The organism is Ancylobacter sp. (assembly GCF_965229075.1).
GTDB lineage: Bacteria > Pseudomonadota > Alphaproteobacteria > Rhizobiales > Xanthobacteraceae > Ancylobacter.
Map to the genome: position 1 here is coordinate 1214940 of NZ_CBDDIO010000002.1, position 18844 is coordinate 1233783.

General features: G+C 70.6%; 17 protein-coding genes. 6 read left to right on the forward strand and 11 right to left on the reverse strand.

What is annotated here, in order from left to right; translation table 11 throughout:
• Window positions 1–23 precede the first annotated feature (23 nt).
• Window positions 24–452: a nucleoside deaminase gene (locus ACO07Z_RS11775; protein WP_421700799.1), complete on the forward strand. Its 429-nt coding sequence runs from the start codon at window positions 24–26 to the stop codon at window positions 450–452.
• A gap of 18 nt (window positions 453–470) precedes the next feature.
• Here the strand turns inward: ACO07Z_RS11775 and ACO07Z_RS11780 are convergent, their stop codons facing one another.
• From ACO07Z_RS11780 to ACO07Z_RS11820, 9 genes are all read right to left on the reverse strand, one after another.
• Entirely contained in the window at window positions 471–1478 is a 1008-nt protein-coding gene (locus ACO07Z_RS11780) for a patatin-like phospholipase family protein (protein ID WP_421698895.1), read from the reverse strand.
• A 151-nt stretch (window positions 1479–1629) separates the two neighbouring features.
• Window positions 1630–2895 (reverse strand): phosphoribosylamine--glycine ligase, encoded by a 1266-nt coding sequence (purD, locus tag ACO07Z_RS11785; RefSeq protein ID WP_421698896.1) that lies wholly within the window; start codon window positions 2893–2895, stop codon window positions 1630–1632.
• Window positions 2896–3138: 243 nt separating this feature from the next.
• Entirely contained in the window at window positions 3139–5136 is a 1998-nt protein-coding gene (locus tag ACO07Z_RS11790; RefSeq protein WP_421698897.1) for a MacB family efflux pump subunit, read from the reverse strand.
• A 4-nt stretch (window positions 5137–5140) separates the two neighbouring features.
• On the reverse strand, window positions 5141–6343 hold the full coding sequence (locus ACO07Z_RS11795) for an efflux RND transporter periplasmic adaptor subunit (protein WP_421698898.1): 1203 nt from the start codon (window positions 6341–6343) through the stop codon (window positions 5141–5143).
• Between the two features lie 99 nt (window positions 6344–6442).
• Window positions 6443–6637 carry a hypothetical protein gene (locus ACO07Z_RS11800; protein ID WP_244379948.1) on the reverse strand — a complete coding sequence of 65 codons (195 nt, stop codon included), beginning with the start codon at window positions 6635–6637 and terminating at the stop codon, window positions 6443–6445.
• 27 nt (window positions 6638–6664) lie between these two features.
• Window positions 6665–7579 carry a S49 family peptidase gene (locus tag ACO07Z_RS11805; protein ID WP_421698899.1) on the reverse strand — a complete coding sequence of 305 codons (915 nt, stop codon included), beginning with the start codon at window positions 7577–7579 and terminating at the stop codon, window positions 6665–6667.
• Between the two features lie 63 nt (window positions 7580–7642).
• Window positions 7643–8443: a tRNA1(Val) (adenine(37)-N6)-methyltransferase gene (locus ACO07Z_RS11810; RefSeq protein WP_421698900.1), complete on the reverse strand. Its 801-nt coding sequence runs from the start codon at window positions 8441–8443 to the stop codon at window positions 7643–7645.
• Window positions 8440–8664 (reverse strand): DUF2007 domain-containing protein, encoded by a 225-nt coding sequence (locus ACO07Z_RS11815; protein WP_421698901.1) that lies wholly within the window; start codon window positions 8662–8664, stop codon window positions 8440–8442. Before ACO07Z_RS11815 ends, ACO07Z_RS11810 begins: the two co-directional genes overlap by 4 nt.
• A gap of 54 nt (window positions 8665–8718) precedes the next feature.
• Window positions 8719–9768: a rhamnan synthesis F family protein gene (locus ACO07Z_RS11820; protein WP_421698902.1), complete on the reverse strand. Its 1050-nt coding sequence runs from the start codon at window positions 9766–9768 to the stop codon at window positions 8719–8721.
• Between the two features lie 240 nt (window positions 9769–10008).
• Here ACO07Z_RS11820 and ACO07Z_RS11825 point away from each other — a divergent pair, with 240 nt between their 5' ends.
• Window positions 10009–11028, forward strand: coding sequence for a polyprenyl synthetase family protein (locus ACO07Z_RS11825; protein ID WP_421698903.1), 1020 nt, complete (start codon window positions 10009–10011; stop codon window positions 11026–11028).
• Window positions 11029–11033: 5 nt separating this feature from the next.
• Here ACO07Z_RS11825 and ACO07Z_RS11830 read toward each other — a convergent pair whose 3' ends face one another.
• Entirely contained in the window at window positions 11034–11357 is a 324-nt protein-coding gene (locus ACO07Z_RS11830) for a YnfA family protein (protein ID WP_421698904.1), read from the reverse strand.
• Window positions 11358–11377: 20 nt separating this feature from the next.
• Complete coding sequence (locus ACO07Z_RS11835) at window positions 11378–12265, reverse strand: 4-(cytidine 5'-diphospho)-2-C-methyl-D-erythritol kinase (RefSeq protein ID WP_421698905.1); 888 nt, start codon at window positions 12263–12265, stop codon at window positions 11378–11380.
• A 242-nt stretch (window positions 12266–12507) separates the two neighbouring features.
• Here ACO07Z_RS11835 and rimP point away from each other — a divergent pair, with 242 nt between their 5' ends.
• The 4 genes from rimP to infB all read left to right on the forward strand — a co-directional run bounded on the left by rimP (window position 12508) and on the right by infB (window position 18744).
• Window positions 12508–13344 carry a ribosome maturation factor RimP gene (gene rimP / locus ACO07Z_RS11840; protein ID WP_421698906.1) on the forward strand — a complete coding sequence of 279 codons (837 nt, stop codon included), beginning with the start codon at window positions 12508–12510 and terminating at the stop codon, window positions 13342–13344.
• Window positions 13344–14963, forward strand: coding sequence for a transcription termination factor NusA (nusA, locus tag ACO07Z_RS11845; RefSeq protein ID WP_244379969.1), 1620 nt, complete (start codon window positions 13344–13346; stop codon window positions 14961–14963). Before rimP ends, nusA begins: the two co-directional genes overlap by 1 nt.
• A 41-nt stretch (window positions 14964–15004) precedes the next feature.
• Window positions 15005–15727 (forward strand): RNA-binding protein, encoded by a 723-nt coding sequence (locus tag ACO07Z_RS11850; RefSeq protein ID WP_421698907.1) that lies wholly within the window; start codon window positions 15005–15007, stop codon window positions 15725–15727.
• A gap of 65 nt (window positions 15728–15792) precedes the next feature.
• Window positions 15793–18744: a translation initiation factor IF-2 gene (gene infB, locus ACO07Z_RS11855; RefSeq protein WP_421698908.1), complete on the forward strand. Its 2952-nt coding sequence runs from the start codon at window positions 15793–15795 to the stop codon at window positions 18742–18744.
• The last annotated feature ends 100 nt before the right edge of the window (window positions 18745–18844 follow it).

An 18844-nucleotide genomic window follows, 5' to 3' on the forward strand; every position in this document is an offset into this window, starting at 1 on the left:
GCGGCCGGGCACGCCGCGACTTCATGCAGCTGGCCCTCGATGAGGCGGCGCGTGCCGCCGACCGGGGCGAGGTGCCCGTGGGCGCGGTACTGGTGCGCGCCGGCGAAGTGCTCGCCGCCGACGGCAACCGCACCCGCGAACAATCCGACCCCACCGCCCATGCGGAAATACTTGTGCTGCGCGCCGGGGCCGCGCGCCTCGGCAATGACCGGCTCGGCGACTGCGATCTTTACGTCACGCTGGAGCCCTGCACCATGTGCGCGGCGGCGATTTCCTTCGCCCGGCTGCGGCGGGTCTATTATGGCGCCGCCGATCCCAAGGGCGGGGCGGTGGAAAGCGGCGTGCGCTTCTTCGCCCAACCCACCTGCCACCACCGGCCGGAGGTCTATGGCGGCTTTCGCGAGCGCGAATCGGCGCAGCTGCTGCGGGAGTTTTTCGCCGGGCGGCGTTGAAGGCTCACGCCTCGGCCGTCACCCCAGCACCGCCTCCAGCCGGCGCTTCACCTCATCCTTGACCGGCTCGGCGGCTTTGAGGATCGCGGCGGCGCGGAAGAAGTCCAGCACGCGGAAATCATGCACGTTGGGGCGGATGAGAATGTCCGGCGCGCCCGCCTTCAGCTTTTCCCCGACAATGGACGAGGCCATGATCTGCAGCGTGGCGAACATCGCCTCGAACGGCGCGGGAACGCCGCGCGTCTCGGTGCCATGGCCGCCGGTGATGTCGACCGCGATCACCACATCGGCGCGGGTGCGCAGAAGGTCGAAGGGCAGCGGGTTCACCGCGCCGCCATCCACCAGCGTGTGGCCATCATGCTGCACCGGGCGGATGAGGCCGGGAATGGCCAGCGAGGCCGCCAGCGCCGGGCGGATCGGCCCGGTGGTGAAGGTGCGCTCGCAGCGCTCCCAGTAATCGGTGGCCACCACCCGCAGCGGAATGGACAGTTCCTCGAAGGTGTCGGGCACCAGCTTGGGCAGGAAGCCGCCGATGAAGCGCTCGGCGTCGATCAGCACCGGATTGCCCAGCCCGGCGCCGAACAGGTCGGCGATGCGCCCCACCCGCGCGGCGAGCAGCCGCTTCATCACCTCGCCGCGATTCTTCAGCGTATGGGTGACGAGATGGCGGATGTCGCGCGCCGGCATGCCGGCGGCATAGACGCTGGCGAACAGCGCCCCGATGGAGGCCCCCGCCATGGCGGTGGGCCGCAGGCCGAGATCGTCCAGCGCTTCCAGGACCAGAATATGCGAGAGGCCGCGCGCCCCGCCCGAACCCAGCGCCACGCCCAGCGTCGGCCCGCCGGGACCGGCCACGCCCGGCACGGGCGGCGAAACAGGGGCACCGGCGACGGGGTTGCCCGGCGAGGACAGCACCGCGCCGCCCGCCTCTTCCTTCCCCGCCTTGCGCGCGGTAGGCGGCGCTTCCGCCTCCGGGACGGGTTCGGCCGGCACCCGCCGACGCCGGCTGTGAGGGAAATCGTCCATCGTTCTGCCCATCTGCCGCATGCCGGGGAGGCGGTTCCTCCGCAAGGCGCGCCGGTTCTGCCACGCAGGCGCGGCAATTATTTGAACATGGGCACGCCGATGCGGGGCCGCCAGAGCGCGGGGCGGGCAAAATGCCCGGCGCGGACCGCGCTCAGCCGGCCAGCGCCCGCCAGGCGATGTCGTGGCGGCAGAAGCCTTCCGGCCAATCGATACGGGCGACGGCGTCATAGGCCCGCTCGCGCGCCTCGGCGACATTGGCGCCAACGGCGGTGACGTTCAGCACCCGCCCGCCATTGGCGACAATATCCTTGCCCGAACGGCGCGTGCCGGCATGAAACACCTTGACGCCAGGAATGGTCTCGGCCGCCTCCAGCCCGCCAATGCGCGAGCCCTTGCCATAGGCGCCGGGATAGCCCTTCGTCGCCATGACCACGGAAATCGCCGCGTCGGGCTTCAGCGGCACCGGCTGGTCTTCCAGCCGCCCGGTCGCCACGGCGGCGAGCAGCGGCAGCAGGTCGCCCTCCATCCGCATCATCAGCACCTGGCATTCCGGGTCGCCGAAGCGGACATTGTATTCGATCAGCTTCGGGCCCTCATGGGTGATCATCAGCCCGGCGAACAGCACCCCGCGATAGGGGCTCGCCGCATCGGCCAGCGCGCGGGCGGTGGGCTTGACGATCTCGTGCAGCGTGCGCCGCTCCATCTCGGCGGTGAAGACCGGCGCGGGCGAATAGGCGCCCATCCCGCCGGTGTTCGGCCCTTCATCGCCATCGAAGGCGCGCTTGTGGTCCTGCGCCGAGCCGAAGGGCAGCACGGTCTCGCCGTCGACCAGGCAGAAGAACGAGACTTCCTCGCCCTCCAGAAACTCCTCGATCAGGATTTCCGTGCCGGTGCCGCCCATGGCGAACACCTCGTCAATGCCGGCGAGCGCCTCGTCCAGCGTCATCGCCACGATGACGCCCTTGCCGGCCATCAGCCCGTCGGCCTTGAGCACGATCGGCGCGCCATGGTGCTGGACGAAGGCGCGGGCGCCTTCCACATCGGTGAAGCGTCCGAAGGCGGCGGTGGGAATGGCGTGCGCCTTGCACAATTCCTTGGTGAACAGCTTGGAGCCTTCCAGCTGCGCCGCCACGCGGCGCGGGCCGAACACGGCGATGCCCTCATGGATCAGCCGGTCGGCGATGCCGTCCACCAGCGGCGCCTCCGGGCCGACGACGACGAGGTCGATCTTCTCGGCAAGGCACAGGGTGACGATGGCGTCGTGGTCATCCAGCGGCACGCCTTCAAAGCCGGTGGCGAATTCGGCGATGCCGGGATTTCCGGGCAGCGCGAAGAAGGCCCCCATGAGCGGGCTCTGCGCCAGCTTCCAGGCAAGGGCATGCTCGCGGCCCCCCGAGCCGAGCAGAAGAACGTTCATGCGGCAAACCTCCAGCGCCCCGACATGGCGTTTCGCCTAAACGTTCGGGCGGCGAGGGGCAAGGGGGAGGGCGAAAGGGAGGGAGGGCTCGACACCATCGACCATCCTTCGAGGCGCGGGCGTTGCCCGCGCACCTCAGGATGACGTTCCACCAGGGCGGTTTGCCACGCCCGTCATGCTGAGGTGCGAGCAAAGCGAGCCTCGAAGCACGCAGCCGGCACCCGCCCGGCTCGCGCAGGCGCCTCACTCATAGGCCAGCGCCACCACCGGATCGAGCCCGGCGGCCTTGCGCGCGGGGAGATAGCCGAAGACGAGGCCGGTGAGGAAAGCGCAGCCGAAGGCGAGCAGCGGCGGCATCAGCGACAGCACGATGGTGGCGCCCAACCATTCCACCCCCAGCGCGGCGGCGAGGCCGAGACCGACGCCCACCGCCCCGCCGACCGAACACACCACCAGCGCCTCGGTGTTGAACTGCAGCATGATGTTGCTCATGCGCGCCCCGGTCGCCATGCGGATGCCGATCTCGCGGGTGCGCTCGGTCACGCTCACCAGCATGATGTTCATCACACCGATGCCGGCCACCAGCAGCGAGATGGCGGCGACGCAGCCGAGCACGAGGGTGAGCGTGTTCTGCGTCTCCATCGCCGTTTCCAGGAACTGCGCGGTGTTGCGCACCTGGAAGTCCTCGGCCTGGTGGCGCTCGGTCAGGATACGGGTGATCGCCGCCTCGACGCGGGGAATGTCGTCGGCATTGCCCACCTTCACCGTGACCGAGTTGAGGAACTGCCGGCCGAACACCCGCACGAAGCCGGTGGAGAGCGGCACCAGCGCCACGTCGTCCTGGTCCTGGCCGAAGGCATTGGCGCCGCGCGGGGCGAGCACGCCGATCACCTCATAGGGCACGTTCTTCACCAATATGTAGCGCCCGACCGGATCGTCGGCGCCGAACAGGTTCTGCGCCACCGTCTCGCCCAGCACCACGACGGGCGCATAGGCGCGCACATCCGCCGGGGTGAACATCACCCCGCGGCTGAGCGTCCAGTCGCGGGCGGCAAGATAGTCGGGCGAGGTGCCGGTCACGGTGGTGAAATAGTCGAGCGAGCCGTAGCGCAGCGTGTAGCGGCCGGAACGATCGGGGGCGATGGCGTCGATACCGGGGATGCTACGCAGCGCCTCGGCATCGTCCGGCAGCAGCGTGGCGTTGTCGCCGGCGGTGCGGATGCCCGGCGCGCCGGGGCGGACGATGAGCAGATTGGTGCCGATCTGCGAGATGCGCTCCAGCACGCTCTGCTTGCCGCCATCGCCCACCGCCAGCATGGTGATGACCGAGGCGACGCCGATGACGATGCCGAGCAGGGTCAGCGCAGTGCGGAACAGGTTCGCCGTCATCGAGGCAATCGCCATGCGCACCGCTTCCGCCAGATCCGGCACGAAGCGCGCCAGCCCGCCCCGCCGCGCCGGGCCGGTGCCGGGCAGCGGCAGGCGGGAAGGCTCGTCCTCCCGCCGCTCGTCGGAGACGATGCGCCCGTCCTGGAACCGCACCACCCGCCTTGCATGGGCGGCGACATCGGGATCATGGGTGATGAGAATGACGGTGTGGCCCTCGGCATTGAGTTCGCCGAGCAGCGCCAGCACCTCCTCGCCGGAGCGCGAATCGAGCGCGCCGGTCGGCTCGTCGGCCAGAATCACCGGCGCGGCGTTCATCAGCGCGCGGGCGATGGACACGCGCTGCTGCTGGCCGCCGGAGAGCTGGCTCGGGCGGTGCTCGCTGCGCGCGCCGAGGCCGAGCCGCGCGAGCAGCGCATGCGCCCGCTCCTCCCGCGCCTCGCGCCCCATCCCGGCATAGATGGCGGGAATGGCGACATTCTCCGCCGCCGTCAGGCTGGGCAGCAGATTGTAGCGCTGGAACACGAAGCCGAAGGTGGAACAGCGCAGCTCCGCCAGCTCGTCCGGCCCGAGATCCTCGACATCGACGCCATTGACCCGGTAGAGGCCGGAGGAGGGCCTATCGAGGCAGCCGACAATGTTCATCAGCGTCGATTTGCCGGAGCCCGACTGGCCCATGATGGCGACGAACTCACCGGGCTGGATCGCCAGCGACACCTTGTCGAGCGCCCGTACCACGCTCTCGCCATTGGGGTAGATGCGGCTCACCTCGACCAGCTCGATGATCGGCGTCTCCGGCGGCGCCGGACGCGCGGGAACGGCGCCGGGCGCGCTGCGGGTGGCGCTGGTGCTCATCGGCTCAGCCCAGCCGCGGCGGCATGGGGGGCCGGCCGCCGCCGGGCCGCGCCGCCGCCGGCGGCGCGTTGGTGCCTGTTATCACCGTCTCGCCGGGCTGGAGCCCTTCGGTGATCTCGGTCTGGCTGCGGTTGGACAGGCCGGTCTTCACCGTGCGCTCCTGCGGCCCCTGCGGGGTCAGCACGCGCACGCTCTGGCTGCCGTCGCGGGCGGTGCGGATCGCCGGGGTCGGCACCAGCGGCACTCCCTTGGCCTCGCCGAGGCGGAAGAACACCTGCGCCGTCATGTCGGTCATCAGCATGAGATCGTCGTTCGGCACGTCGATCAGCACATTGTACAGCACCACGTCGTTGACGATCGTCGGCGTCGGCTCGATCTGCCGCACCGTGCCGCGCCAGCGCCGGTCCGGCAGGCCGAGCGTGGAGAACGAGGCTGGCGTGCCGACGCTGATGCGCGGGATGTCGCCCTCGGCCACCTGCGCCGTCACCGTCATGGTCTGCAGATCGGCGATGCGCAGCACGATGGGCGCGGACTGGTTGGCGTTCAGCGTGGCACCCTCGCGGGCGGTGATGGAAACGACGGTGCCGTCCATCGGCGCGTAGATCTTGGTGTAGCCGAGATTGGCGAGGTCGCCGTCGAGCGTCGCCTGCATCTGCGCGATCTGCGCCTTCAGCGCGTCGATCTTGGCTTCGCTGATGCGCGCGGTCGCCTCGGCGGCATCGGCCGCGTCCTTGCTGCCGGACTGGTTCTTCAGCAATTGCTGGGCGCGCTCGTTGCGCAGCCGGTCGAGGGTGAGCTGCGCCTGCGCCTGCGCCAACTGGGCGCGCAGATTGTCGAGGCTGGCGCGGTCGCCGGCGACGCGGGTCTGGTAGACCGTGGGGTCGATCTCGGCGAGCAGGTCGCCTTTGCGGACGATATCGCCGACATCGGGATGGATGGTGCGCAGCTGACCGGAAACCTGCGTGCCGACATCGACATAGGTCTTGGGCTGCATCTTGGCGATGGCGTTGACGCTGGTTTCGATGTCGCCCAGCGCGACCACCGCCGTCTGGAAGGCGGGCGCCGCCTCCGGGGTTTCGACGCGGGTATAGGCGGCATAGCCGGCGCCGGCCAGCAGCAGGGCGGCGAGCAGCCACGGCCAGCGGCGACGGCGCCGGCGGCGCGTCGTCCTCTCTCCCGTCCAGCCTGTTTCCGCCTTCTGCAGCATCGCGCCTTGCCCTCCTCGGCACTTCAAGGGGTAAGGCTCAAGTCCCGGCGATCAAAGTGAATTCGCGGTAATGATGGGGTGGCGGGCCGCCCGGCCGGGTCAGGAATCGTTCGGCCGGTACTCGCCCGTGGCGGGGTCGCGGCGCAGCGTCGCACGCGGGTCGAGCGTGCCGGCCTTCTCCGCCCGGCGCTGGGCGTCGAGCTCGGCATTCACCCGGCGCGATTCACGCGCCAGCACCTTCGCGAGGGCGGCGGTGCCGAGCGCACCGAGGGCGAGAATAAACAAAGGCGGCATGGATATTTTCCGAGCGTCTGCCGGGCGTCAGAGCCCGAAACGGGCCCATAATGCCCGCTCCTCTGCGGCGGAAATGAGGGCCTGCGCCGCGCCGGCACCGATCTCCGCTGCCGGCCCCTCGCCCAGCGCGGCCGCGACGCCCACGCCCACACCCACGCCGGGGGAGCGGCGGCCAAGCAAGCTGGCCTTCACCTCGATCAGCGGCGTGCGGACATTCTCGCCATAGCGGGCGCGCAGGAAGCCCCGGAGATCGCCGAGCGCGTCGACAAGGCCCAGTTCCTGCGCCTGCGGCGCCGCCCAGAACTCGCCGGAGAACAGCGTGTCGTCGTCGCCCGAAAGCACGTCGCCGCGCCGCGCCTTCACCAGCGCCACGAAGGCGGCGTGGATTTCCTGCTGCAGGGCCTTCAGCCGCTCGACATCTTCCGGCTTTTCCGGCTGGAACGGATCGAGCATCACCTTGCGGGTGCCGGCGGTGTAGACGCGGCGCTCGATGCCGAGCTTTTCCAGCGCGGCGGGAAAGCCGAAGCCGGCGCTGACCACGCCGATGGAGCCGACAATGGAGAAATCGTCGGCGACGATCTCGTCCGCCGCGCAGGCGAGCATATAGCCGCCCGACGCGGCGACATCCTCGACGAAGGCGATCACCGGCAGCTGCTTCTCCGCCGCCAGCGCGCGGATGCGCTTGTAGACGAGGTGCGACTGGGTCGGCGCCCCGCCGGGCGAATTGATGACCAGCGCCACCGCCTTCGCCCCCTTCACCGCGAAGGCGCGTTCCAGCGCCCGCGCCGTGTTGGCGAAGGTGATGCCGGGCCGGAACGGGCTCGCCATACCGATCGCCCCGTTGAGCCGCACCACCGGCACGACAGGCGTGCCGCCGCGCAGCTTGGCGGGCAGGAAGGGGTCGAGGCGGCGGCGAAGGTCGGAGAGGAATGAAGTGGCCATACGCTACAGATAGGGTGCGTTCGGGATTTGCTCAATGACCGCGCGCAGGCTTGTGACGCAGCGTCAGCCGGAGCCGATGGCATGCCCCTCGCGCAGCACCTGTTCCGCCGCCGCGCTCGGCCGGCCGGCCTCGTCCGCCAGCACGAAGCCGGGCAGGAAAGCGGGGGGCGTGCGCCGGCCCTTCACCGCCTCGATCAAGAGCCGGTGCGCCGGCGCGCCGGGCCCGGGATGCACCGGGCGGATGGTCACGGCACCGAAACGGCCCTTCAGCCCCGCCAGCAGCGCCTCGATCGCCTGCGGCCGGTGGATCAGCGCCAGCCGCCCGCCGGGGGCGAGCAGCCGCTCTGCCGCGCGCAGCCAGATCGTGACATCGGCATCGGCGACGGCATGGGCGAGCGCGCGGCCCGCATGCGGCGAGAGGCGGTGGCGGGCGGGATCGTTGAAGGGCGGGTTCATCAGCACGAGATCGGCGGCACGGGCTGGTGGCTCCGGCGGCCCGGAGGGACGGCCGAGCGTGGCGACATCGGCCTCAACCACCCGCACCCTCTCCGACAGGTCGGGCGACTGCCGAGCGGCGTTGCGGGCGGCGAGCGCGGCGAGTTCCGGCACGATCTCGACCAGCGTCACCTGCGCCGCCGGCACCCGCACGGCATAGGCAAGGCCGGCCGCGCCGACGCCGGCGCCGAGATCGACCACGCGCGCCGCGTCCGGCGCACTCGCCGCCAGCAGCATGGCGTCATGGCCGGCGCGGTGGCCGCGCGGCGGTTGCAGCAGCTGCAGCCGCCCGCCGAGAAAGGCGTCGTCGGTCAGGGCCGAATCGGTCAGGGCGGAGTCGGCCGGCGCCTCCTCTGTTCCGGCGCTCATGGCGTGACGAGCGCGGCGCCGAAGCCGGCGCCTTCCAGCAGCGCCCGCGCCGCGCCTTCGCGCTCGTCCTCCACCAGCAGCCGGCGCGGCAGCAGGCCGATCGAGCCTTCCATCACGCTCATATGCTGGTCGAGCACGAGATGTCCGATCCCCGCGCTGTCGAGCAGGGCGACGATGGCGGAGAGGAGGACGACGTCATTGGTCCGCAGGATTTCACGCATCGCGCATATGAGGCAGCAAGCCGGCCGGCTGGCAAGCGACCCGTGCGGGCGGCATCACTGGCGCATCTCGGCGCGCACGGCGGGGTCGAAACCCTCATCGAGGCCGAGGCGGACGAGTTCGCGGTACTGGATGGTCAATTTGCGCTTCAGCGCGGGGAAGCCGAGCTCCAGCACGAATTCCGGGTGCATCATCGGGAAGGAGGCGAAGAGCCGCTTGCGGCGGATCGGGCGCGCCAGCGCGTCGCGGATGCGCAGCGGCGACCAGCCCTTGGCGCTCAGCGGCTTGAGCTTGGCCGCGTCCTTCGGGTTCAGCTGGCACTGATAGGCGAAGATCCGGGCGAGCTTGTCAGGGTCGTCCAGCGCCATCAGCCGGTCGATCACCGTGCGCCAGTGGACGAGCGCGCCCAGCGTATAGCCCCGGCGGGCGAAATGGCGCGACAGGCCGCGCTCCAGCCGCCGCACCACCAGATGCTTGTTGTCGATCAGCGGCATGTCGCGCCAGAAGGCGAGAAAATCCGCGCTCGCCAGCAGGCGCGGCGAGAAGCGCAGGAAATAGGACTGCACATAGTCCCGGCTCACGCCGAAGCGCGGCACGCCGTTGAGCAGGAAGCCGAACACGTCTTCCGGTGCCTGCCGGCAGCGCGCCAACGCATCGCAATCCGTGCGCAGCGGAAACCACAGGCTGTCATTCATCACCACCAGCAGGCGCGGGCGGACGCCGCGCTCGAACAGGGTGAGAATGCCTTCGCGGAAGCCGCCGAAATCATAGCCGATATTGGGCCGTTCGATCACCAGATGCGTATCAAGCGCCAGCCGCGCGCGGTCCTCGTCGCGCAGCGGCGCGTTGGACACGACGACGCAGGCGAGCCCGTTGCGGGCGAAATGCGCCAGCGTGGCAAGGGTGGAGGCGGGAATGCCGTCGCGCGGAAAGATCACCAGAATGGCGACCTCGTCGGCGATCGGCTGCCGTCCCGGCGTCACCGTCACGCGTTCGTGGCGGCTTGCGTCATATTCGCGCCGCCGCACCGCGCCGAGAAACAGATACGGGGTGCTGCGCAGCTTGGCGCGCCAGCGGCCAAGCTCCTTGCGGACTTTTGAAACCAAGGCCAAGCCCGGGACCCCAAGCAAAACGACGGATGGCGATTACTGGCAAATCGGCGTTATCTCCGCAACAGCGGGTTTCGATGCCGCAACGGCACGGCGCACCGCGGCGCAACCCCGGCCGCGCGTGGCGGAAAAGGTTGCTCCACGAAAACTTTCACCTTCCGGCCGGGTAAGCTATGAGAACCCGTCGGGTTGCGTGTGCACCGGCGCTCGCCGTCGCCATTGCTGAGGGAGCCCCCTTTGTCCGTCGCCTACTCCTTCGCTACCGCCGCGACCCCGACCGAAGCCTCGTTGGAGGGCATCGTCGGCCTCGTGCGCGCCGATATGGACCGCGTGAACGCGCTCATCCTGTCGCGCACCGGCTCCGAGGTGACGATGATACCGGAGGTGGCGCAGCACCTGATCTCCTCCGGCGGCAAGCGCCTGCGGCCCATGCTCACCCTCGCGACCGGGGCGCTCTCCGGCTATGAGGGCGACGGCACGGTGAAGCTCGCCGCCTCGGTCGAGTTCATGCACACGGCGACGCTGCTGCACGACGACGTAGTGGACGACAGCGAGATGCGCCGGGGTAAGCTCGCCGCCCGCATGCTGTGGGGCAATGAGGCGAGCGTGCTGGTGGGCGACTTCCTGCTCGGCCAGGCCTTCCGCATGATGATCGAGGTCGGCAATATGCGGGCGCTCGACATTCTCTCCACCGCCGCCGTCGTCATCGCCGAGGGCGAGGTCGCCCAGCTCGCCGCCGCCAAGAACATCGGCACGGATGAGGAAGCCTATCTCGCGGTGATTCGCGGCAAGACGGCCGAACTCTTCGCCGCCGCCTGCGAGGTCGGCCCGGTGCTGGCCGGCCGCACGCCGGAAGAGCAGGCGGCCTGCCGCGCCTATGGCATGAATCTCGGCATCGCCTTCCAGCTGGTCGACGACGCGCTCGACTATGGCGGCTCACAGGCCGATCTCGGCAAGAATGTCGGCGACGATTTCCGTGAGGGCAAGATCACGCTGCCCATCGTGCTGGCGGTGCGCCAGGGCGACGAGGCGGAGCGCGACTTCTGGCGCCGCTGCCTGGAACGGGGCGAGATCGGCGAGGGCGACCTCGAACAGGCCATGGCGCTGCTTGTGCGCCACAGCGCCATCGCCCAGACCGTGGAGCGCGCCCGCGCCTATGGCGCCGCCGCCAAGCAGGCGCTCGACGTCTTCCCCGCCAGCCCGGCCCGCGAGGCGCTGTTCGACGTGGTGGATTTCTGCGTCGCCCGCGTGCGCTGAGACCTTCAGCCGCGCGGCGCGTAGAGGATGAGCGCCGCGCCGGCCAGGCAGACCGCCCCACCCATCAGGTCCCAGCGGTCGGGGCGGAAGCCTTCCACCGCCCAGAGCCAGACCAGCGACGCCGCGACATAGACCCCGCCATAGGCGGCGAAGGCGCGCCCGGCGGCGGCAGCGTCCACCTGGGTGAGCGCCGCGCCGAAGGCGAGGAGGCTCAGCCCGCCCGGCACCAGCCACAGCGCGCTCGCCCCGTTGCGAATCACCGCCCAGAAGGCGAAGCAGCCGGCGATTTCCAGCAAGGCCGCCAGGGCGAAGAACAGGGCGGTGTGCATCGGTGCTCCTTGGCCGCCGCTCAACCCAGCACGGTGGATTTCACCCACCAACCCGGATGCGCCCCCGTCACCTGCCGCGCGGCGGCGGCGGCGGCGCGGCAATCGTCATAGAGCGCGAACATGGTCGCGCCGGAGCCGGACATGCGCACCAGCCGCGCCCGCGCCGTGGCGCCCAGCGCCCGTTCGACCTCCCCCAGCACCGGTGCCAGCGCGCGGGCCGGCGGCTCAAGGTCGTTCGGCTCCGTGGCGAGCCAGTCCAGCAGCGCCGCCCGTGACGGCGCGAGCGGAACGGCCGCGCCACCCGCGTCCCGCGATGTGCCGGGCGCCAGCGCCAGGGCGCGGAACACCTCGGCGGTGGCGACCGCGACGCGCGGATTGACCAGCACGGCGCCGAAACGGGGTAGAGCGAGCGCAGAGATGGCCTCGCCGCGCCCGGCCATCAGGCAGGAGCGGCCATACAGGCAGGCGGGCACGTCCGAACCGGTGGCGAGCGCGGCCTCGAACAGTCTTTCATCGTCCACGGCGAGCCCATTGGCCCGCGCCAGCAGCCGCAGCGCCGCCGCCGCATCGGCCGAGCCGCCGCCCAGTCCCGCCGCCACCGGCAGCCTTTTGGCGAGGGTGAAGCGGCCGAGCACCAGCCCCGGCACGCGCGCCGCCAGCGCCCGCGCCGCCTTCAGCACCAGATTATCCGCCTCCCCCGCCAGCACCGGGGCGCCGGGCCCTTCCAACCCGAGGCTCAGTTCGGCGCCCGGCCGCAGCGACAGCCGGTCGCCGGCGCCGGCAAAGGCGACCACGCTCGACAAATCGTGATAGCCATCCGCGCGCCGGCCCAGCACGCGCAAGGTGAGGTTGACCTTGGCGGGCGCGCGTTCGTGCAGCAGGGCGGAGGGCGGCGGATCGGCTCGCATGGCCCGCTTATGCGACGCGCGCCGGCCGCCGGCAAGCCAGCGCCGTTCCGACAAGGAAGGCCGGCGCACCGCCGCCGCCGGAGGCCGCCCGAAGGGTTCGACTTGCGCGAGACCGCCTTTTGGCTGTATAAGCAGCGCATTCAACGATCTCACAAACGATCATCTGGTCGGTTGAGAGTGGGTTCCGCCGCCGGAGCCCGCTCTTTTTGCATTGCGGATCGTCAGGCGATCCGACGAGGACGATGAGCGACACCGAAGCCCACGCCATAGACGCGACCACCCCGCCCGAGGGCCGGCTCGACGAGCCGCGTCTCGTCATCGAGGCCGGCCCCGCCGCCCGTGTCGCCGCCATTGTCGGCCCGGTGCTGGAAGGGCTCGGCTTCCGCCTGGTGCGCGCCAAGATTTCCGGCGGCAGCCCGCCGACCCTGCAGATCATGGCCGAGCGCCCGGACGGCTCCTTCGGCATTGACGAGTGCGAGGCGGCGAGCCGCGCCATCTCGCCGGTGCTCGATGTCGAGGACCCGATCAGCGGCGCCTACAACCTCGAAATGTCCTCGCCCGGCATCGACCGGCCGCTGGTGCGGCTCTCCGATTTCCAGCGCTGGGCCGGCCATGACGTGAAGATCGAGATGGCCGTGCCGCATGAGGGGCGCAAGCGCTTCCGCGGCATCCTCGCCGGCGCCGAAGGCACGAACGCGCTGGTGCGCCTGCCGGACGCTCCGGCCGATGCGCCCGGCACCGTCGCTCTGCCCATCGCCGACATCGGCGACGCCCGGCTGGTCATGACCGACGCGCTGATCCGCGACGCGCTGCGCCGCGACAAGGCGCTGCGCGAGGGCGCGGGCATCGAGGAAGACGACATCGACACCGCCGATCTCGGCGACGTGCCGCTCGACGGGGATGACGACGCGAACGGCGACGACGACATGTTCGTCGGCGGCGAGGGCGTCGCCCCGCGCGTCATTCCGCCGAAGAAGATGCCCGTGAAATCCAAGCCGATGCTGAAGCCCAAGGGCGCGGCGAAGCCCGGCAAGAAATCCAACGCCAAACGCAAATCCTATGCGAAGGAGACGCACTGATGGCCGTCGTCAGCGCCAACCGGCTTGAACTCCTGCAGATCGCCGACGCGGTCGCGCGGGAAAAGACGATCGACCGGGGCATCGTGATCGCCGCGATGGAAGATGCGATCGCCAAGGCCGCGCGCTCGCGCTACGGCGCCGAGACCGACATCCACGCCGAGATCAACCCGCGCACCGGCGAGCTGCGCCTCGCCCGCCACCTTCTCGTGGTCGAGCAGGTCGACAACCCGGCGGTGGAGATCGACCTCATCGGTGCGCGCCGGCTGAACCCGGCGGCGCAGATCGGCGATTCCATTGCCGACACCCTGCCGCCCTTCGATTTCGGCCGCATCGCCGCGCAGTCGGCCAAGCAGGTCATCGTGCAGAAGGTGCGCGAGGCCGAGCGCGACCGTCAGTATGACGAGTTCAAGGACCGCATCGGCGAGATCGTCAACGGCGCGGTCAAGCGCGTCGAATACGGCAATGTGGTCGTCGATCTCGGCCGTGGCGAAGCCTCGCTGCGCCGCGACGAGCTGCTGCCGCGCGAAGTGTTCAAGACCGGCGACCGCATCCGCGCCTATGTCTATGACGTGCGCCGCGAGCAGCGCGGGCCGCAAATCTTCCTCTCGCGCACCCACCCGCAGTTCATGGCCAAGCTGTTCGCGCAGGAAGTGCCGGAGATCTATGACGGCATCGTCGAGATCAAGTCGGTGGCCCGTGATCCCGGCTCGCGCGCCAAGATCGCCGTCACCTCGCGCGATTCCTCGGTCGATCCGGTCGGCGCCTGCGTCGGCATGCGCGGCTCGCGCGTGCAGGCCGTGGTGAACGAGCTGCAGGGCGAGAAGATCGACATCATTCCGTGGTCGCCGGATGTCGCGACCTTCATCGTCAACGCCCTCGCCCCGGCCGAAGTGGTCAAGGTGGTGCTCGACGAGGACCGCGAGCGTATTGAAGTCGTGGTCCCGGATGCCCAACTAAGCCTCGCCATCGGCCGCCGCGGCCAGAATGTGCGCCTTGCCTCCCAGCTCACCGGCTGGGACATCGACATCATGACCGAGGCGGAAGAGAGCGAGCGGCGGCAGAAGGACTTCGCCGAGCGCACCACCATGTTCGCCGAGGCGCTCGACCTTGACGAGATGATGGGCCAGCTGCTGGCCTCGGAAGGCTTCGCCTCGGTCGAGGAAATCGCCTATGTGCCGCTGAACGAACTGGCGAGCATCGAGGGCTTCGACGAGGACACGGCGCAGGAACTGCAGAACCGCGCCCTCGCCCATCTGGCGCAGGTGGAAGCCGCCTTCGACGCCCGCCGCCGCGAACTCGGGGTCGAGGACGCGCTGCGCGACGTGCCGGGCGTCACCTCGCCCATGCTGGTGGCGTTCGGCGAGAACGACATCAAGACGGTCGAGGATCTCGCCGGCTGCGCCACCGACGACCTCACCGGCTGGACCGAGCGCAAGGACGGCGAAACCGTCCGCGTCGCCGGCGCGCTGGAAGGTTTCGAACTGTCGCGCGAGGACGCCGAGCAGCTGATCATGCAGGCCCGCGTCAAGGCCGGCTGGATCACCGCCGAGGAACTCGCCGGCCCGGCCGAGGATGAGATCGACGCCGAGGCGGACGAGGCCGGCGAGGCCGAGGCCTGAGCGGCCGGGCCGAGGGCGGCGCGACCGAAGGGAAGACGACGGTGACGGACGACACGGCCCCGCAGGAGACCGCCCCGCATGGGGCGGCACCGGCGGACACCGGCCCCGAAGCGGGCTTCACGGACGCCGATCAGGCGGATGTGGGGCTCACCGATGCCGGCCTGCCGGATGCGGGCCGCGCCCCGACACGGCTGTGCATCGCCAGCCGGACGGTGCGGCCAGTGGAAGACTTGCTGCGCTTCGTCGTGGCGCCGGACGGCACGGTGGTGCCTGACATTCACGCCCGGCTGCCCGGGCGTGGCGCCTGGCTCACCGCACGGCGCGCCGTGCTGGCCGAGGCGCTGAAGCGGAAGGCGTTTTCCCGCGCCTTCAAGGGCAAGGGACGTGCCGGCCCGGAACTGTCCGATCTCGTCGGCCAGCTCCTGGAAAAGGATGCGCTCGCCTCCCTCGGCATCGCCAAGAAGGCGGGGCAGGTGGTGACGGGCAACGCCAAGGTGATCGAGGCGCTGCAGAGCGGGAAGGTCGCGGTGCTGATGCATGCGAGCGAAGCCGCCCCGGACGGGGTGGGAAAGCTCGACGCGCTGGCACGGCGGATCGGCGAGGCTGACGGACGGGAAATTGCCCGCATCGGCAGCCTGCCGGGAGCACAATTGGACTTGGCGCTTGGGCGGGCAAATGTGGTACATGCTGCGCTGCTCGCGCATCCGACGAGCGCGGGGTTCCTCGCGCGAATGAAACGGCTCGAAGGCTGGCGCGCGGAATAAGCAGGCTGGCCGACGATAGTGGGGCCTTCCCGCATGAGGCGGGAAGGTACAGGAACGGATACCGAATGACCGATACGAAGAACCCGGGCGAGAAGACGATGGGCGTCGGACAGGGTGGCAAGACCACCCTCACGCTCAAGCGACCTGTCGAGCAGGGCGTCGTCCGCCAGAGCTTCAGCCATGGGCGGTCCAAGTCCGTCGTGGTGGAGAAGGTGAAGCGCCGTGTGCTCGGCCCGGGCGACAAGCCCGAGGCGCCGACCCCGGCCGCACCCGCTTCGCCGCCGGCATCCGCTCCGCCCGCCGCGCAGGCGGCCCGTCCGGCCCCGGCCGCGCCGGCCGCGCCCGCACGTCCGGCTCCCAGCGCCCCGGCGGCTGCCGCCGCGCCGGCTCGTCCGGCGGTGAGCGCACCGGCACCGGCAACGGCGGCTCCCGCAGCACCGGCCCGTCCGGCAGCGAGCGCACCGGCACGCCCGGCGGCGAGCGCGCCTGCACGTCCGGCCGCGAGCGCCCCCGCCCGCCCGGCGGCCAGCGCCCCCGCGTCGAGCACGGCAGGTTCGTCTTCCGGCCGGCCGCCGCTGCGCACCCAGCCCTCCCCGGGCGCGAATCTGTCGAGCCCCCGTCCGGCGCCGCAGGGCAGCCGCCCGGGCGGCGTCGTGCTGCGCACGCTGACGGAAGAGGAGGCCCGCGCCCGCGCCGCCGCCCTGCAGGATGCCCGCATCCGCGAGGTCGAGGATCGCAAGCGCGCCGAGATCGAAGCCGCCCGCCGCGCCGAGCGCGAGGCGCGCGAGAAGATCGAGCGCGAGGCCGCCGAGGCCCGCAAGCGCGAGGAAGACGCGCGCCGCGCCTTCGAAGAGGAGGCCAAGCGCAAATCCGAGCAGGAGGCGCGCAAGCGCTTCGGCGAGGACCAGCCGGCCGCCGCCTCGGCGAGCCCGGCATCCCGCGCCGCCACGCCCGCCAGCCCGTCGCAGACCCCGGCCGCCGCTCCCGGCGCGCCGCGTGTCGCCACGCCGCGCGGCCCGATGGATGCGGAAGACGACGATCGCCGTCCGGCCCGTCGCGGCCCCGGTGGCGCCCCCGCGCGTCCCGCCGTTCCGGCCAAGCCGACCCGCACCGCCGGCCCGGAAAAGAGCCGCGGCCGCCTGACCGTCGTCAACGCCCAGTCGGCCGATGACGAGCGCCAGCGCTCCGTCGCCTCGTTCCGCCGCCGCACGCAGCGCATGAGCGGCCATCGTCATGTCGAGGCGAAGGAAAAGATCGCCCGCGAAGTGACCATTCCGGAGACCATCTCCATTCAGGAGCTGGCCAACCGCATGGCCGAGCGCGCGGTCGACGTGATCCGCCTGCTGATGAAGCAGGGCCAGATGGTGAAGATCACCGACGTGATCGACGCCGACACCGCCCAGCTCATCGCCGAGGAACTCGGCCACAGCGTGCGCCGCGTCGCCGAGTCGGACGTGGAAGAAGGCCTGTTCGACACGGCGGACACCGAGGAGAACCTCGAGACCCGTCCGCCGGTCGTCACCATCATGGGCCATGTCGACCACGGCAAGACCTCGCTGCTCGACGCCATCCGCAAGGCCAATGTCGTCTCCGGCGAGGCCGGCGGCATCACCCAGCACATCGGCGCCTATCAAGTGACCTCGCCGCTCGGCGGCAAGATCACCTTCATCGACACGCCCGGCCACGCCGCCTTCACGGCGATGCGTGCGCGCGGCGCCAAGGTGACGGACATCGTGGTGCTGGTGGTGGCGGCCGATGACGGCGTCATGCCGCAGACGGTCGAGGCCATCAATCACGCGCGCGCCGCCAAGGTGCCGCTGATCGTGGCGATCAACAAGATCGACAAGCCGGACGCCAAGCCCGAGCGCGTGCGCAGCGAGCTGCTGCAGTACGAGGTTCAGGTGGAAAGCCTCGGCGGCGACACGCTGGAAGTCGAGGTCTCCGCCAAGGCGCAGACCAATCTCGACAAGCTGCTGGAGCTCATCAGCCTGCAGGCGGAAGTGCTCGACCTCAAGGCGAACCCCAACCGCGACGCGGAAGGCACCGTCATCGAGGCCAAGCTCGACCGCGGCCGTGGTCCTGTCGCCACCGTGCTGGTGCAGCGCGGCACGCTGCATGTCGGCGACATCGTCGTCGCCGGCGCCGAGATGGGCCGCGTGCGCGCGCTCATCGACGACAAGGGCAACAATGTCAGCGATGCCGGGCCGTCCTTCCCGGTGGAAGTGCTCGGCTTCAACGGCACGCCGGAGGCGGGCGACCGCCTCGCCGTGGTCGAGAACGAAGCCCGCGCCCGCGAGATTACCGACTATCGCCAGCGCCAGAAGCGCGAGAAGGCGGCGGCCCGTTCCGCCACCGTCCGCGGCTCGCTGGAGCAGATGATGAGCCAGGCCAAGACCACCGGCCGGAAGGAATTCCCGCTCATCATCAAGGGCGACGTGTCCGGCTCGGTCGAGGCGATCATCTCCTCGCTGGAGAAGCTCGGCACCGACGAGGTGCAGGCCCGCATCATCCACTCCGGCGCGGGCGGCGTGAACGAGAGCGACGTGACGCTGGCCGAGACGGCCGGCGCGGCGATCATCGCGTTCAACGTGCGCGCCAACAAGGAAGCGCGTGACGCGGCCGAGCGTGCCGGCATCGAGATCCGCTACTACAACATCATCTACGACCTCGTGGATGACGTGAAGGCGGCGATGGGTGGCCTGCTCGCCCCGGTCAACCGCGAGACCATGCTCGGCAACGCGCTCATCAAGGAGATCTTCGCGGTCTCCAAGGTGGGCAAGGTCGCCGGCTGCCTGGTCACCGACGGCATCGTCGAGCGCGGCCAGCATGTCCGCCTCATCCGCGACAACGTGGTCATCCACGAAGGCAAGCTGGCGACGCTCAACCGCTTCAAGGATGCGGTCAACACGGTGCATTCCGGCCAGGAATGCGGCATGTCCTTCGAGAACTACCAGGACATGCGCGCCGGCGACGTCATCGAGTGCTACCGCGTCGAGGTGGTGCAGCGCACCCTCTGAGCCGGGCACCTTCCGAGCGTGCGGCCGACGCCGCCGCTCACGCCCATTCAGGCCGCTCCCGCACGCGGGCGCGGCCTTTCCACGGGAGCGCGCGGTCCAA

Bases quoted from the DNA above. Each gene is read 5' to 3' on its own strand.
- ACO07Z_RS11775 (WP_421700799.1), top strand. From the start codon at position 24: ATGCAGCTGGCCCTCGATGAGGCGGCGCGTGCCGCCGACCGGGGCGAG.
- purD (WP_421698896.1), bottom strand. From the start codon at position 2,895: ATGAACGTTCTTCTGCTCGGCTCGGGGGGCCGCGAGCATGCCCTTGCC.
- ACO07Z_RS11805 (WP_421698899.1), bottom strand. From the start codon at position 7,579: ATGGCCACTTCATTCCTCTCCGACCTTCGCCGCCGCCTCGACCCCTTC.
- ACO07Z_RS11815 (WP_421698901.1), bottom strand. From the start codon at position 8,664: ATGCGTGAAATCCTGCGGACCAATGACGTCGTCCTCCTCTCCGCCATC.
- ACO07Z_RS11800 (WP_244379948.1), bottom strand. From the start codon at position 6,637: ATGCCGCCTTTGTTTATTCTCGCCCTCGGTGCGCTCGGCACCGCCGCC.
- rimP (WP_421698906.1), top strand. From the start codon at position 12,508: ATGAGCGACACCGAAGCCCACGCCATAGACGCGACCACCCCGCCCGAG.
- ACO07Z_RS11780 (WP_421698895.1), bottom strand. From the start codon at position 1,478: ATGGACGATTTCCCTCACAGCCGGCGTCGGCGGGTGCCGGCCGAACCC.
- ACO07Z_RS11830 (WP_421698904.1), bottom strand. From the start codon at position 11,357: ATGCACACCGCCCTGTTCTTCGCCCTGGCGGCCTTGCTGGAAATCGCC.
- ACO07Z_RS11795 (WP_421698898.1), bottom strand. From the start codon at position 6,343: ATGCTGCAGAAGGCGGAAACAGGCTGGACGGGAGAGAGGACGACGCGC.
- ACO07Z_RS11835 (WP_421698905.1), bottom strand. From the start codon at position 12,265: ATGCGAGCCGATCCGCCGCCCTCCGCCCTGCTGCACGAACGCGCGCCC.
- ACO07Z_RS11810 (WP_421698900.1), bottom strand. From the start codon at position 8,443: ATGAGCGCCGGAACAGAGGAGGCGCCGGCCGACTCCGCCCTGACCGAT.
- nusA (WP_244379969.1), top strand. From the start codon at position 13,344: ATGGCCGTCGTCAGCGCCAACCGGCTTGAACTCCTGCAGATCGCCGAC.
- ACO07Z_RS11790 (WP_421698897.1), bottom strand. From the start codon at position 5,136: ATGAGCACCAGCGCCACCCGCAGCGCGCCCGGCGCCGTTCCCGCGCGT.
- infB (WP_421698908.1), top strand. From the start codon at position 15,793: ATGACCGATACGAAGAACCCGGGCGAGAAGACGATGGGCGTCGGACAG.